8 protein-coding genes are annotated in these 17,132 nt (G+C 33.8%); 5 read left to right on the top strand and 3 right to left on the bottom strand.

Going from position 1 to position 17,132, the window contains the following annotated elements; all coding sequences use genetic code 11:
- Positions 1 to 3: 3 nt before the first annotated feature.
- The 3 genes from IWX80_RS09130 to IWX80_RS09120 all read right to left on the bottom strand — a co-directional run bounded on the left by IWX80_RS09130 (position 4) and on the right by IWX80_RS09120 (position 12,518).
- Positions 4 to 3,318: a chemotaxis protein CheB gene (locus IWX80_RS09130; RefSeq protein ID WP_196853160.1), complete on the bottom strand. Its 3,315-nt coding sequence runs from the start codon at positions 3,316 to 3,318 to the stop codon at positions 4 to 6.
- Between the two features lie 440 nt (positions 3,319 to 3,758).
- The gene (locus IWX80_RS09125; RefSeq protein WP_196853159.1) at positions 3,759 to 10,151 is read right to left on the bottom strand and encodes a PAS domain S-box protein; all 6,393 of its coding nucleotides are present in this window, start codon (positions 10,149 to 10,151) and stop codon (positions 3,759 to 3,761) included.
- A gap of 228 nt (positions 10,152 to 10,379) precedes the next feature.
- A complete protein-coding gene (locus tag IWX80_RS09120) occupies positions 10,380 to 12,518 on the bottom strand; it encodes a catalase (protein ID WP_196853158.1) in 2,139 nt (712 codons plus the stop codon).
- 552 nt (positions 12,519 to 13,070) lie between these two features.
- Here IWX80_RS09120 and IWX80_RS09115 point away from each other — a divergent pair.
- The 5 genes from IWX80_RS09115 to IWX80_RS09095 all read left to right on the top strand — a co-directional run bounded on the left by IWX80_RS09115 (position 13,071) and on the right by IWX80_RS09095 (position 17,122).
- Positions 13,071 to 13,526: a MarR family winged helix-turn-helix transcriptional regulator gene (locus IWX80_RS09115; RefSeq protein WP_196853157.1), complete on the top strand. Its 456-nt coding sequence runs from the start codon at positions 13,071 to 13,073 to the stop codon at positions 13,524 to 13,526.
- 14 nt (positions 13,527 to 13,540) lie between these two features.
- Positions 13,541 to 14,173, top strand: coding sequence for an NAD(P)H-dependent oxidoreductase (locus IWX80_RS09110; protein WP_196853156.1), 633 nt, complete (start codon positions 13,541 to 13,543; stop codon positions 14,171 to 14,173).
- A gap of 46 nt (positions 14,174 to 14,219) precedes the next feature.
- A complete protein-coding gene (locus tag IWX80_RS09105) occupies positions 14,220 to 14,789 on the top strand; it encodes a YceI family protein (protein ID WP_196853155.1) in 570 nt (189 codons plus the stop codon).
- A gap of 344 nt (positions 14,790 to 15,133) precedes the next feature.
- Entirely contained in the window at positions 15,134 to 16,534 is a 1,401-nt protein-coding gene (locus tag IWX80_RS09100) for an anthranilate synthase component I family protein (RefSeq protein ID WP_196853154.1), read from the top strand.
- Between the two features lie 21 nt (positions 16,535 to 16,555).
- Positions 16,556 to 17,122, top strand: a complete 567-nt coding sequence (locus tag IWX80_RS09095) for an anthranilate synthase component II (RefSeq protein WP_196853153.1) — start codon at positions 16,556 to 16,558, stop codon at positions 17,120 to 17,122.
- The last annotated feature ends 10 nt before the right edge of the window (positions 17,123 to 17,132 follow it).

Below are 17,132 nucleotides of genomic sequence, written 5' to 3'. Positions count from 1 at the left end.
ATTCTATACTGCTATTTCATGAATAAAAAACTGAATGTTTTTTTGATCTCCAATAAAATATACCGCGCTGATAAATTCGATATTGATTCGCTTGTTATTGCTTGTTTCAATTTCCTTGAAAATGGAATGAAATGATTTTTTTTGGCTTAATTCCGTAAAAGTAGACTTGTTTGGAATTATGTTTTTTAGAAATTTAACAGACCAAACTTCTTTCCCAATAAAATTCTCTTTAGTTTCCCCTATCAAAGCTGTAAAAAAAGGATTTATCGCATTGATTTTTCCTGTTTCACCATCTACGAAAATGATTCCATCCTTCACTGATTCAAAAAGGTGCTTGTAACGGGTTTCAGCATTTACTAAGGCCTCCTGAACAAATACACGATCCGAAATGTCACGGATAATACACTGAATGACTTTTTTACTATTGACCAAATAAACGTTACTCACAAATTCAACATTTATTTTTCGTCCTTTCGCGGTTTCAAGCGGCAAATTTTCATAGCGAATAAATTCTTTTTTTTGTAATTCTGAAAACTTGTCTTTATTACTCACAATGTCCTTAAGTGAACCTATTTCCCAAATTGATTTTTCAATTAACTGCTCATGAGAATAACCTAACATTCCGACTAAAAAAGGATTAACATCGATTATTTTGCCGGTTTCATAGTTCAGAATCAGAATTCCATCTTTGGCTGACTCAAAAAGACGGCGGTATTGATTTTCCATCTTAAGAGACTCTTCGGCAAGTTTTGCAGCTGTAATGTCAGTAAAAGTAATTACGATTCCATCAATACGATCATCGAGCGTACGATACGGCATAATTCGAACGTAATAATACCTGCCATCAATTGTTGCAACCTCCTTTTGAATAGGCGCCAGCGTTTTGATAACCTCAAGTGCATTACTAACCATTTCAGGATATTTCAAGTCGCACACTAAATCCGTAAAAGGTCTTCCGGTATCAGTTGCACGCAACTTGAATATTTTAGTTACTGGATCAGTAAATCTGCGGATGTTTAATTCTTTATCTAAAAAAAGAGTGGCTATTTCCGTACTGTTGAGCAGGTTTTTCATATCATTATTGGCCTGTTCAAAATCGACTAATTTGCTTTGTAATTCCGTGTTAACTGTTTGCAATTCCTCATTTAAACTTTGTAATTCTTCCTTTGAAGTAGTCAATTCCTCATTGGTAGATTGTAATTCTTCGTTCGTAGACTGCAGTTCTTCATTCGTGGATTTGAGTTCCTCCTGAGAAGTTTGCATTTCTTCTCTCACGCTGTTCAAATCTTCATTGCTGCGTTTCAATTCTGCTTCTAATTCTTGTTGTTTAAGAGTCGCACTTTGTTTTCTTGATTTAGAAGTTCCAGAAACGGAATCAGTACTAGTTGGAATGTCTGTAAAAACAACCATAATCATCCCTTTTACTGCATTTGGACTTTCTATTTGTTGTACCGTCAGATTGATAAAATGGAATCCTCCGTTTTCAACTATTTTTATATTATCAATATAGACTGGTTCAAAACTTTGCAACGCTTTTCGGAATGCTCCTGGCAGCTCATTACGCAAACCTTCGCGTGCCATTGCATGAACATTCCAGTTTGCTTTGCCTGCAACAGGTTCTAAATATTTTCCGGTTCTGCCGGTAATGTATATGATATCGCCTTTGGTGTTAACAAGTACGCTTGCTGGGGCAAAACGTTGCAGTAAAATTTGATCCGTAAGTGTCTGAATGTTTTCAACGACCTTAGTTTCTTTCATAGTGTCAATGGTTACTCTTTTTGTTTGGGAATAGGAACTTGGAAAATTGGAGAATTCTGGAGAAACTGATTTTGAAATCCGTTTATAAAACTTAAGTTTCGAATCTACAACTTCAAATCCTTTGATGCTGCTTGAAATAGTCTCTGCAGTGCCAAGCATCATAATTCCTCCCTGATTGAGGCTATAATTAAATAGCATTATTAATTTATTTTGTAATTCCGGCTCCATGTAAATTAGCATATTGCGACAAGTCAGTATGTCTAATTTTGTAAAAGGAGGATCTTTGGTAACATTATGAGGAGCAAAAACTATCATTTCACGAATGAATGTATTTACGCGATAACCGTCATTTTCGAGGGTAAAAAATTTAGTAATCCGCTCTGGAGAAATATCTTTTGTAATACTGGAATAAAAAAATCCTTTTCGGGCTTTTTCAATAGACAAAATGTCTAAATCAGTAGCGAAAATTTGTAATTTAATACTTTTGGGAGGTTGTATTTTTGATACTGCTTCTTCAAAAACGATTGCTAGGGAATATGCTTCTTCACCCGTGGAGCAAGCTGGAACCCAGGCGCGCAAGGTTTTACCGTCTGGTATATCCTTTAGCATATTGGGAATAATTTCTTCTTTGAGTTTATCCCAAACAGCGGGATCCCTAAAAAAGCTTGTTACACCAATTAATAGTTCTTTGAAAAGCAGTTCAATTTCACTTGGATTTTCCTGTAAAAAACGCACATAGGTTTGCATTTTATCAATGTGATGTATTCCTTTTCTTCGTTCAATGCGGCGCATTAAGGTACTTTTTTTATACATCGAAAAGTCATTCTCGGTATGATCCCGCAACAAGATTATAATTTTGTCCAGACTACTTTTTGATTTAATGAGAATATCCGATTCTGATTGAATTTCGGGAAAATATCGCAGTAAAGCCATCAGTTTAGCGGGTAATTCGGCTACGGGAGCAACAATATCAGCAATTACAGAATCTATAGCATTACGAGGCATACTGTCAAACTTTGCTGATGTCGGATCTTGCACCACTACAATTCCATTTTTTTCTTTAATGGCTTTCAATCCTAAGCTACCATCGGAACCCATTCCGGAAAGAATGACACCAATACTTTTTTCCAGCCGATCCAGTGCTAAAGATTTAAGGAAAATATCGATTGGCAATCGCAAGCCTCGAGACTCTGTGGGAACAAATAAATGTAGTTTTCCGTTTAATATTGACAGGCTTTTATTGGGTGGAATTACATAAACACAATTAGGTTTTACTTGGAGCGCATCAGTTGCCTGATAGACTTTCATTGTTGTCATTCTTTGTAATAACTCTGGCATTATTCCAGTATGGGTTGGGTCTAAATGCTGAATTACTATGAATCCCATACCACTATTAACTGGCATGTTTTTAAAAAATAATTCAAGCGCTTCCAGACCACCAGCAGACGCTCCAATACCAATAATTGGAAAATCAGCAGAATCCGCATCCGATACCCTTACATTTGGTTTCAAATCTAACGCTTTACCTTCCCCAAGGTTGGCTTGATTATTTTTTATCATTACAAATTTTGAATTTTCAATAACTATTATAAGTTGAGTAGGAATGCTCTATCAAATTACTTCTTTTATTTTGAGTATTAATAATTGGCTAATTTAGTAGGTTTTTAGCGGTTTCTCACTTTTAAAAAAAGCAAAAAAAGAATAAAAAGACATCTCTTGCCTCAGAGAAACTAAATTTAATTTAACAACTGTTTAATATTTATTAAAAAAAGATTAAAATAAAACATCCCTAGAAATTAGTAATCCGCATAAATCATGTCTTTTTTATAGTGTTAATCAAATTATTTAACTGATTAAACCCTAATATATGTTAAATTTAATAAAAAAAATGTGATTTGACAAGTAAATTAAACATTAAAAACTATAAACAAAATTTTAAAAATTTCACATAAAAAAAGTGCCTAAATCATTAGACACTTTTATTAATCATTCTAAATCAATTAATTTTTTTGCAGCCATATTTGCAACATTTGTTCTAAATCTGCTTGAATAATTGGTTTAGGTAAATAATCATTCATCCCTGCTTCCAGACACTTTTCTTTATCTCCAACCATTATTCCTGCCGTGATTGCAATTATGGGAATATGTTCCGCTTCTTTTATCTGCCTGATTTCCTCTGTTGCTTGATAACCATTTTTATTTGGCATCTGAATATCCATTAAAATAACATCAGGTTGCTCTTTTTTATACAATTCTACAGCTTCATTTCCATCTTTTGCTTCAATGATGATGCAATTTGCTATAATTCTTTTGACAAGTGTTTTAGCCAATAGCATGTTGATTTTATTGTCTTCAACTATTAAAACCTTCTTATCTTCCAAAACTGTTACCAGTGTTATTGGTGCTTCTTGAATTGTTTTAGAAAGGAGACGCTCTTTGTTCTTCTTATGATTTGTCTTTTTGAATTTAACAACAAAGTAAAAGTCACTACCGTCGCCATATTTACTGATTAATTGCAATTTACTGTCCATTAAGGCCAAAAGCTGATTGGAAATTGCCAAACCTAATCCGGTTCCACCAAATTTACGATTCGTAGAATTGTCTTCCTGAACAAATGAATTGAATATTTTCTCGTTGTTTCCTGTTTTTATTCCAACTCCAGTATCTTTTACAGAAAACTTAATCGTAGACCATTTCTTTTCATCTGGCTCTATTTCGGTAATATCCAAACGAATTTCACCAAAATTCGTAAACTTAATCGCATTACTCAATAGATTTACCAATATTTGTTTCAATCGCACCGAATCTGCAAGAATATATTGTGGAATACTTTTGCTGATATCCAGAATTAAATCTATTTTTTTCAAATCGGCTTGGTATTTAAATAAATTTATAACCTGATTTGTTAATTTTAAAAGGTTAATTTCTTCAATATTCAGTTCTAATTTTCCCGATTCAATTTTAGAAAAATCCAACACATCATTAACAATGTCCATCAATGAAATTGCGGATTCATTAACGGTTTTCATATATGCGGACTGATTCTTTTTGAGATTAGATTTCATCAACAAATGCGTAAAACCAATTATTCCGTTCAACGGTGTTCTAATTTCATGACTCATATTAGCTAGGAAATCCGTCTTTGCTTTATTTGCGGCTTCGGCTAATTCCTTCGATTTTACCAGTTCCATTTCCATCACTTTCTGTTCCGAAATATCAATAAAACTGATTACGATTTCATAAATTTCCCCATTTGCATCCATATCGGGATATCCATTTATTAAAAGCCATACCACATCATTTGTTATTGGTCGGCATACGCCAAATCTAAAATTTTTGAGTGATTTTTTGGTCGCGATAATTTGGTTTACAGGATATCTTTCAAAAGACATCACCGTATTATCTTCATTTAAGAAATTCCATGTTGCATCAAAGGCTGTAATTCCGCGCATTTGATCATCGGTTAATCCCAATAATTCAGCAGCTTTTACATTATTGACCACTACGGAAGTATCCGGTGCATGAACTACGATACCAGCATCAAGATTGTTTAACAAACCGCGGTATCGTTCCTCACTTTTTAGCAATGCCCTATCGGATTTTTTGGCTGCTGTGATATCTCTTGAAAGGCAAATGTAGTGCCTTTCATGATCCTGACTTTCTTGCATAGGTGCAATAGAAAGTTCAAACCAATGCAAACCACTTGGTAACTCCAGAGAATATTGTCGGCCTGTTGAATATCCTTTTTCCGAAGCTTCCCGAATAGCGGAAATGCACAAATTTGAAACATCAGGTGGCAATACTTCCGAAAATGTTTTTCCCAGAAATGCTTCTGGAGGAAAAGCTAATAAATCATCGCGACGGGAATGGTAGTTGAAAATTTTACCTCCCATATCCACTTCAAATAACAAATCTGGTATAGCTCCAATTATGGCTTCCAGTTTTTTATTCATTTTCCTGAAATCATCCTCAGATTTCTTGCGTTTAGTAACATCTCGAACGATGGACACAATTCGACCATCAATAATCATTTTGGCAGTAATCTCTACTGAAATTAATGCTCCATCTTTATGCAACATACTACGCTGAATCAATGTTTTTTCACCACCCAATAATTCCTCCATCATTATGGGTCTTGATATCAGCTCCTCTTTTGTATATAAATCTATTAGGTTTTTTGTACACAATTCCTCTTTTGAATATCCTAATAGCAAACAGGCACTTTCATTTACTTCAAGTAAATCGCCGGAAATATTATTAATAAAAATTGCATCAGAAGCTTGTTCTATCAAACTTCGATACTTTTCTTCACTGTTAATCAGTTGCTCTTTTATATTTTTCAATTCGGTTATTTCAGTCAAAGCTCCATTCAATCGCAGTGCTTTACCCGTTTCATCTCTGGAAATCACACCTCGATCATAAAACATTCCGTAACTGCCATCAGCCTTTTGAAAACGGAATTCATCTGACCATAATCTTGCAGTTCCTGCATAAGAATCCTCTAATTTTTTAATCACTCGTTCCCTGTCATCCGGATGAACTCTAGATCGCCAAATAACACTATTATTTTCTCCATTAGATTCCATACTGCCAAAGCCCAAAAGATCTATAAAAGTCTGATTATTCCAACTTTCCCCTGTTAATAAATCCACTTCAAAAACTGCATCATTGGTAGCAGCAGCAATCATTTCGAATCGTTCATTTGCTTTTTTGACTTTCTCTTCCGCTTTTTTACGTTCAGTGAGATCAATACCCATTCCCAACAGACATTTTTTACCTTCGTAATCAATCACATGAGAACTAATATAATATGGAACTTTATTTTTCTTTTTAGTAAAGAATTCAACTTCAATACCAGGTGATCTTCTTTCAAATACTGTTTTTATTCTTGTTTTAACTTTTTGCTTCTCTTCTCCATCAAAAAATTCTAGAGGATTCATTTGACTGATTTCCTCATAATCATAGCCAGTTACTTCTTCAAAATTTTTATTCCATTTCAAAAATTTTCCTGATTCGTCATAGAGGTAAAAAATTCCCGGAAGATTATTGATTATCGATTCCGAAAGATTTTTTTCTCGAAGGATTATTGATTCTGCATTTTTTCGTTCAGTAATATCGGTGATGGTTCCTATGTAGCCTACAATTTCATTTTTTATATTTTTTTCAGGTAAAGCCTGTCCCATCACCCAGGCAACAGATCCATCCTGACGCACAAATCGGTATTCAGACAATGAATTTTGTTTGTTGTTTGTGGCATTTTCCCACCCTCTGAACAATGAATTTTTATCGTCCTCATGAACGCCTTTTAACCAACCGTTTCCTAAAGCTTCCTGAAAAGACAAACCTGAAATTTGACACCAATGTGGATTAACAAACGTGGTATATCCGCTGGCGTCCGTTCTGAAAATTCCCACAGGAGAAACATCCGTAAGCAAGTGGTAACGCTGTTCACTTTCAATAACTGCTTCCTCAGCCTTTTTTCTTAAAGCCTCTTTTTCAAAAACTTCCAATGCAAAAGAAACATCACCGGTTGCCTCCTCTAACAATGCAATTTCTTCTGCGTCAAAAAAGTTTTTTTCATTAGCATAAAAAGAAAAAACGCCAATTACCTTTCCGAATTTTTTTATTGGCACCGCAATCGATGAAAGATAAGCTCGTGATAAAGCTTCTGTACGCCAAGGTTGCATCATTTGATCATTTTCAATATCATTGCAAATAACATATCGTGCTTCCCGCATTGCGGTTCCGGCCGGACCTCTTCCTTCAGGAATATCTTCTATGGAAATGGCTTTAATTGTTGACAAATACCCATTATTCTCTCCAGCAATCATCACCGGAATTAATTTTTTAGTTTGTTCATCAACCGTTCCAATCCAGACCATTCTAAATTTACCTAAATCCACCGCTATTTTACAGGCTTCTTCAAAAAGCGTTTTTTCATCAGTTGTACGAACAATCATTTGATTAATTTGACTGATGAACAAATAAAGTCGGTTGGCTTTGATCAGTTTTTGATCAGCTCTGATGCGTTGTGTGATATCAGTAACGATACCGTGACAAATCACAGTTCCTTCCGGTTCAACTACCGGTAAAGAATTTAATTCATGCCAAACTAACCCTTTTTCAGGATGAAAATAACGATATTCGCATTTGAGAGGAACTAATTGCGATTTTGTTGCGGCAATATTTTGCATCACAAAATCCAAATCAGCTGGATGAATCAGTTGGAAAATTTTATCGGCATCGTTCTCAATTTCTTTAAAAGTAAAACCAAAAATTTCCTCAACAGCATTACTGGCATACGGATAGCATAAGCTCCCATCCTTATTTTGACGCATCGAATAGATTAATCCTGGCGATGCGTCAGCAATTTTAGCAAACTTATTCCTTTCACTCAGTAAGGTTTCATTTGCTTTTTTGTTCTCCGTTACATCTCTTAAATTCGAAATAATTCCTCCAACACTACTATCGTCAATTTTATTATTTAAGATTCCTTGCAGCCAAATATAATTTCCGTTTTTATGCTTGACCTGAAACAGTACTTCAATAGGTTTGTCGGGATTATCTATTGCTTTTTGGACCATCTGATTCACATAATCTAAATAATCTGGATGAAAATATTCATTCTTTGGGATTTTTTCAAATTCATCATCTGTGTATCCTGTAACTCGAGCCGAAGATGGGCTTCGGAAAATAGTATTTATATCTTTATCAAAAACCGTAATAATACCGTCATTATTCTCAACCAAAGCACGGAATCGTTTTTCACTCTGTTCAATTTTATCTTGGGCAATTTTACTTTCTGTAATATCTCTTAAGTTGGCAATAATCAACCTCACGCCATCCTCACTCAATAAGTTTGTAAGTACTCCTTTTATCCAGATGTAATGTCCTTTTTTATGTTTTACCTGAAACTGAACTGGATTTAGAACTCCCGGATTTTCGAATGTTTCTTTCATCTTCTGATTCACATATTCAATATAATCCGGATGAAAATATTCTGAATCAGAGATCTCAGTCAATTCTTGTTTTGAATAGCCAGTTATGCGTTCCGAGGACGTACTACGAAATAATGTTTTTAAATTTTCATCAAGTACTGTAATAATTCCCTCATTATTTTCGACCAATGCTCGAAAATATTTATCATTATTTTCAATCGTTTCTAATGCTTTTTTGCTTTCAGTAATATCTTTAACAAATCCTAAAAAACGATTCTCGGAAAGTTTTACCGCTTCAACAGACCACCATTTGATAGCTCCCTTTTTATGAATTGTTTTAAACTCTTTTTTTGCCGTTCCTTTTTCTAAAAGAATTTGGAATTCCTTGTATAATTCTCCTTGCAATTCATGAGATGACAAATTTCCAAATCTCATAGTTAGCAATTCCTTTTTTGAATACCCAGTCAATACTGTTGCGGCATGGTTTACATCGACATAATTCCCTTTTTCATCTAAAACAAAAACTCCGTCAGGTGCGTTTTCGATATAAGTCTTAAATTTAGCATTACCTTCTTCCTCAACTAATTTTAGTTTATATTCTATTACCGCTGCTTCTTGCTCTTTAATGGAATCTTCAATATATTTTTTCTGGGTAATATCTTGTATGTTTCCTCTTACTGCATAAACATTTCCAGAATTATCAAGCACCGGAATTACAATTGCATGCAGCCATTTATTACTATTATCTGATAAAATGACGTTTTGTTGTAGTTCAAATTGTTCTTTATCTATGATGGATTGATTAATTTTATCTTGAAAAAATGTGGCATCTTCTTCTGAAAAAAGATTCAAAAACTCCTGATACAAATTCTGGTCTGGTTTCTTGTCGATTCCATAAATTGAATACAATTCCTTAGACCAAATCATTTTTTTATTCAGTAGATTGAACTCCCAACTTCCCATTTTTGCAATTTGTTGCGCATGGTTTAGTAGGTCTTCACTCTTAATTAACTTTTCTTGCGTGCTTCTTATCTCCGAAATATCTCTTCCAATTGCATAAATATTTTCAGCAGAAATTGCATTTGCTGTCCATTGAATCGTTACAAATTCACCGTTCTTTTTTTTAAATCTGTTCTCAAAATTCATGGCTGGGTTTCCCATTGCAAGACTTCCAATCTCTTGTAACGATCTTTCAAGATCATCCGGATGCAAAAGATGGAGCAAGGATTCCTGTAATAATTCTTCTTTTGAATATCCTAGAATTTCAACAAAAGCGGGATTAATCTCTTTGAAAAAAGTATCTGTTCCAACAACGCACACCAAATCATTAGACTCCTCAATAAAAAATTTGAAAGTAGACAATGACGCTTCTTTTTCTGTTAACCGGTTTATTTCTAATTCTTGTTCTTTTAATTTAAGAAGTAGAGCATCGTAAGATAGATTGGCTTTATTCATACGGATTATATTCAAATAATTTTTAAATATAATAAATAATACTTACAAAGTAAAAAACCTCAACATTAAGAATCGCATTGAAAAAATCTTGACAACATAATTTATAAGCCAATTACGTAACGATTTAACATTAAAATTACCATTTCTTTTATATTATAAACAACAAAAACCGAAACTTTCATTTCGGTTTTTGTTGTTTATTATTCGTGTTAAATTAAACGCTTTTCACTATAGTTTTTCTTCACGACTCCAAAAACGGTGTTCGCCCATAGCTGCTATAAAAGATTTTGTAAAGTTCTTATCTTCTTTGTTTGAATTTAAAACAATTCCTTCGGCATCCGATTTGACATTTGTTTGCGTAAAAATTGCAGCATCATCGGCGCCAATAACTTTACAATGTTTGAAAGCTTCATTTATAAATTCAATTACTTCTGGTTTTGAAGCTAGGAAGCCTATGTTTTTCCCACCGGGAATATAAACTGCATCAAATAAAACTGAGGCAGCAATCAGAAAACTTTGATCTACTTTCACTTCACTTCCATCGTTAGCTTTTATAGTTCCTAAATGCGGCGCTATAACTTTCATAGTCGCTCCTTCTTTATCTAATGCAGCTTTCATTGCATTAATAGCAGCCCTGCCAACTCCTTCCGAACATAAAAAAGCGACCTGACGAGTTGCAATCGTTTTAGATAAAGTCTTATTTTTAAGCATACTTAACGCATCCGAAGACTTTACGCTTTGTTCTACTTTTTTAGGTTCATATTTATGTTTATCCGCATCCGCACCAACGCCATGATTCATTGGTTTTTCTGGACTTTTAGGAACTTTAAGCCCTAAACCTTCGGCTACTTTCGTTGCCAAATTGGTATCTATTTGTGACAACAATCCCAGCATACGGATTTGTATTGCCTCGGTTTCCAGTTTACCCAATTCAAAACGCAACGCATTTATAATATGATTTTTTTCTGTTTGAGTCTGACTGTTGAAAAATAAGGTAGCCTGACCAAAATGATCTGAAAAGCTCTCACTTCGATCACGTACTTTATGTGCATCTACACGTTCATTGAAACTGCTAAAACCACCTTCATCAATTTTTGCCTGAAAAGGACAGCCGCCGCCAAGAGAATTTGGATGATAACTAACCCGACCCACATTTATTTCCTGACGCATGTGTCCATCCCGCTGATTGTTATGCATGGGCGCAATGGTTCTATTGATTGGAATTTCATGAAAATTCGGACTTCCTAAACGGGATAATTGTGTGTCCGTGTAAGAGAATAAACGTCCTTGTAACAATGGATCATTTGTAAAATCGATTCCCGGAACAATATGCCCCGGATGAAAAGCTACTTGCTCCGTTTCAGCGAAAAAATTGTCAGGATTACGATTCAGAACTATTTTTCCGATAAGAGTTACGGGAACTAATTCTTCAGGAACCAGTTTGGTTGGGTCTAATAAATCGAAATCAAATTTATGTTCATCGGCTTCCGGAATCAACTGTACTCCTAATTCCCATTCAGGATAATTCCCGTTTTCGATAGCTTCCCACAAATCCTGACGGTGAAAATCAGAATTTTTTCCGGATATTTTCTGCGCTTCATCCCACACCACGGCATGTGTTCCTAATTTTGGTTTCCAATGGAACTTTACAAAATGTGATTCATTTTTAGCATTTATAAAACGAAAAGTATGTACTCCAAAACCTTCCATCATGCGTAAACTTCTTGGAATCGCCCTATCTGACATTACCCACATAATAGTGTGCATCGTTTCTGGCATCAAGGAAATAAAATCCCAAAAAGTATCGTGAGCGGAAGCCGCTTGCGGCATTTCATTGTTCGGTTCCGGTTTTACGGCATGGACTAAATCCGGAAATTTCATGGCGTCCTGAATAAAAAACACCGGTACATTATTTCCAACTAAATCATAATTTCCTTGCTCTGTGTAAAATTTAACTGCAAATCCTCTTATATCGCGGGCTAAATCAGTGGAACCTCTCGAGCCTGCAACGGTAGAAAACCGAGTGAAAACCGGAGTTTTAAGGCTAGGATCCTGAAGAAATCCAGCTTTGGTATATTTTTCCATTGCTTTATAAACCTGAAAATAACCATGCGCAGCAGAACCTCGTGCATGCACAATTCTTTCTGGAATTCGTTCATGGTCAAAATGCGTAATTTTTTCTCTTAAAATGAAATCTTCCAATAATGATGGTCCACGCTCGCCTGCTTTGAGGGAATTATTATCATCATTGATTTTAAGCCCTTGATCTGTTGTCATCATCTGACCAGTAGCATCGGATTTATTGACTTCTAAATCCTGCTGTTTCCTATTTTCAGAATCTTGTTCCTGTTTTTTTACGTTTTTCATTTTAATAGTTTTAAAAGTTTCTACAGTTTTTTAATTCTTATAAATTTACACTTTTAAACAATGATTAATTTACACAATTCCAAGTAAAATTTGCAATTTTATTATTTTAATAAATCACAAGTAATTGAATTACAAATAATTAAAAAAATATTATAAAAATCAGAAGTTTCACTTCCCAATCTATTTCAAAATAAATTTTAATACAAAGAGCTTAACTAACTTTAATTTTAAAGGAGATAAAAATTAGTCAAAATTGAAGTACCGTTCTATTATTGTATTCAATACTTGAAAATTGAATAATTATGGTATGCATTTTGACTTAGCAGAAGAGAAAACTACTTATTAAATTTTGTTCCATTATTGAAAGCTAAATTATAATCAGTTTAGCACTGTTAAAAACAAAATATAAATAATTGATTTACAATGAATAATAATTTTTACAGATCTGATTCACCAAGGGTTCTTAAAATTTTAACAAAAAATTAATTCACATTTGTATATACAACTATAAAATGTGTTACATTTGTACCAACAAATTACATATATACAAATATGAAAATTGAAGAAATTTTAAAATCGACTGTTCCAATGGATAATTCTAAAAAAATTATTCTGAACGTTTTGTATACACAAAATGTAATAACAGAAAATTTTAATGAAATATTAAAACCTTACGAAATTTCTGGAGAACAATACAATGTGCTTCGAATATTAAGAGGACAAAAAGGAAATCCGGCAAACATGTGGACCATTCAAGAGCGAATGCTAGCTAAAACCAGTAACACTACTCGATTAGTAGATAAATTGTTATTGAAAGAATTAGTCACTCGAAAAGTATGTCCTGAAAACAGACGGAAAATAGAAGTATTAATTACACAAAAAGGATTAGAAGTTTTATCCGCATTAGATCCAAAAGTGATTGCTCACGAGCAGTTTTTTTCAAAAAATCTAAATTCAGAAGAAATAAATTTGTTAAATCAATTATTAGAGAAATATAGAAACCAATAAATAGTCAATACATTATGAGTACTTTTTTAGAAAATCAAAATTGGAGATACGCAACAAAAAAGTTTGATGCAACAAAAAAAATAACTGCCGAAGACTTAAGCACACTGAAAGAAGCGATTCGATTGAGTGCATCTTCTTACGGATTACAACCGTACAAAATCATTATCGTTGAAAATGAAGCTTTGAGAGCGCAACTTCAAGGTGCGGCGTATGGACAATCACAAATTGTTGATGCTTCACACGTTATTGTTTTTGCAAATGAAATGAACTTTGGCGAAGAAGGAATCGTAAATTTTGGTAAAAACATGAGTGAAACAAGAGGAATTCCATTAGAAAGTATTCAAGGTTATGTTGAGTATATGAAATCGAATATCACAGGTTTACCGGAAGAAACTAGAAACATCTGGTCTTCAAAACAAACTTATTTAGCATTAGGAAACTTATTAAACGTAGCTGCAGAGCTGAAAATTGACGCTACTCCTATGGAAGGTTTTGTTCCAGCTCAGGTTAATGAAATATTAGGTCTTGACAAATTAGGACTAAATGCTACATTAATTGCAACTCTAGGTTACAGACACGATGAGGACCTTACACAACATTACAAAAAAGTCAGAAAATCAAACGAAGACTTATTCATTACATTATAAATTACTAATTCAAAATCAAATATTAATTCAAATCAAATTTAAACAAATGAAAAATTTCAAATCAATCGCATTAGCATTAGTAGTAGTTTTATCTACATTATCAGTAACAGCACAGACTAAAAAAATCAACACTGCTGGAAGTACCATCAACTGGACAGGAAAAAAAGTAACTGGACAACACGAAGGAACTATCAACCTAAAAGATGGTGCTTTAGTTTTCAAAGGAAAAAAATTAGTTGGAGGTACATTCAATGTAAATATGAATTCAATCGTAGTTACTGACTTAAAAGCAGGTCAAGGTAAAGAAAAACTAGAAGGTCACTTGAAAGCTGATGACTTTTTTGGAACTGATAAATTTGCAACAGCAACTTTAGTTTTCAAAAAAGTAGTTACTAAAGCTCCAAATTTATATACTGTATCAGGAGATTTAACTATTAAAGGAATCACTAAACCAGTAACTTTTGATCTTGCTACAACAGCAAATACAGCTACAACGAACGTTGTTATTGACAGAACAAAATACGATATTAAATATGGTTCTGGAAGTTTCTTTGACAGCTTAGGAGACAAAGCTATCAATGATGATTTCACTTTAGCAGTAGCTTTGAAATTCTAATTTCATCAAATATTAAAGACTAGCCTCAACAAGAAATTGTTGGGGCTTTGTTTTTTTCTGAATTTCTATTGAAAATTTTATTTAACAAAAAATCTTCATTTTTAATGTTTTTTAACGCATTTTATATTTGAATAATCGAATTTCATTTCTATATTTGTTGCAACAAAATAAAACATGAAAACAATTTTAAATAATACTTGGTGGTGGAACAATTTACGTCAGTCGTCGTGAACTAAGCTCCTATAGTATTGTTAAAACTATAAATATAAAAGGCTTGTCATCACGACAGGCCTTTTTTTTTGTGCCAATTTTATCAGTAAAACACAACATTAAAAATATAGCAATTGAAATCATTTAACTTAAATACAAATTACAAGCAAATTCTTGCAGATACAATTACTCCTGTAAGTGTGTATTTCAAAATTCGGGATAAATTCCCAAATAGTTTGCTATTGGAAAGCAGCGATTATCATGGAAATGACAACAGTTTCTCCTACATCTGTTGCAATCCCATTGCTTCTATCAAAATAGAAAACGAAACTATTTACAAGACTTTCCCTGATGGGAGTTCTGAGAAAATTTCAATTGATGCCACTACCAATATTCCGGAAGTAATTCAAGAGTTTTCAGGTCAGTTTAAATCTGAGAAGAACGATTTTAAATTCATCAATAATGGACTTTTTGGATATATTTCGTACGATGCGGTTCGGTATTTTGAAAAAGTAAACATTGCCAAAAAAGAAAATAGTAACACCATTCCAGATGTGTATTATGCCGTGTATCAAAACATCATTGCCATCAATCATTTCAAAAATGAAGCCTATATTTTCTGTCACAGCTTAGAGGGTAGAAATAATATTTCCGAAATCGAACAATTATTGCAATCCAGAAATATTGCTTCCTATAAGTTTTCGAAAGAAGGCGAAGGTTTTTCTAATCTGACTGATGAAGAATTCAAGCATAATGTAGCTTTGGCCAAAAAACATTGTTTTAGAGGTGATGTGTTCCAATTGGTTTTATCCCGCAGGTTTACACAAGGCTTCAAAGGCGATGAATTCAATGTCTACAGAGCGTTAAGAAGTATTAATCCTTCGCCGTATTTATTCTTTTTTGATTATGGCGATTTCAAAATATTTGGTTCTTCACCCGAAGCACAGATTATTGTAAAAGACCGTAAAGCTGAAATTCATCCAATCGCAGGAACTTTCAAAAGAACAGGAGATGACGAAAAAGATGCGATTCTTGCAAAAGAATTATCAATAGATAAAAAAGAAAACAGTGAGCATGTGATGTTAGTCGATTTGGCCAGAAACGATTTAAGCAGAAACGGTCATAATGTAAATGTAGAAAAATACAGAGAAGTGCAATTCTTCTCTCACGTTATTCACTTAGTATCAAAAGTTACGGGACATTTGCATGAAAATGCGACAACGATGCAAGTCGTAGCCGATACATTTCCCGCAGGAACTTTGAGCGGAGCTCCTAAACACAGAGCCATGCAACTGATTGAGGATTATGAAAAAACAAATCGTAATTTTTATGGAGGCGCTATTGGTTTTATGGATTTTGAAGGTAATTTTAATCACGCGATTATGATTCGAACATTCTTAAGCAAAAACCACCAATTACATTCTCAAGCCGGAGCTGGAATTGTAGCAAGTTCCGATGAAGAAAGCGAAATGCAGGAGGTTTATAATAAATTGAGAGCGCTGAATGCGGCTTTAGATTTAGCAGAAACCATTTAGAAAAAGACGAAAGATAAAAAAATGAAAAAAATACTAGTCATAGACAATTACGATAGTTTTACTTATAATTTGGTGCACTATCTCGAAGATTTAGATTGCGAAGTAACCGTTTATAGAAACGATGAATTTGATATTGATGAAATTGCAATCTTCGATAAAATACTACTTTCTCCAGGTCCTGGAATCCCAGATGAAGCAGGTTTATTGAAAGATGTAATTCGGAAATACGGTGCAACCAAAAGCATTTTCGGCGTATGCTTAGGTCAACAAGCTATTGGAGAGGTATATGGTGGAACGCTTTCCAATTTAGACAAAGTGTATCACGGTGTAGCTACCAATGTAAAAACAGTAGTCGATGACGAACTTTTATTTGAAGGATTAGGAAATGAATTTGAAGTAGGACGCTATCATTCCTGGGTAGTTGACGCCAATTTACCGGATGTCCTTGAAGCAACTTCATTTGACGAAAACGGGCAAGTAATGTCTTTGCGCCACAAAACTTTCGATGTTCGAGGTGTTCAATTTCATCCCGAAAGTGTTTTAACTCCTAATGGTAAAAAAATATTAGAGAATTGGGTGAAAGGGTAATTCCTCCCCC

Origin of the sequence: Flavobacterium sp. CAN_S2 (assembly GCF_015752255.1) — a bacterium.
GTDB lineage: Bacteria > Bacteroidota > Bacteroidia > Flavobacteriales > Flavobacteriaceae > Flavobacterium.
This window is presented reverse-complemented; position numbering and strand designations above follow the sequence as displayed.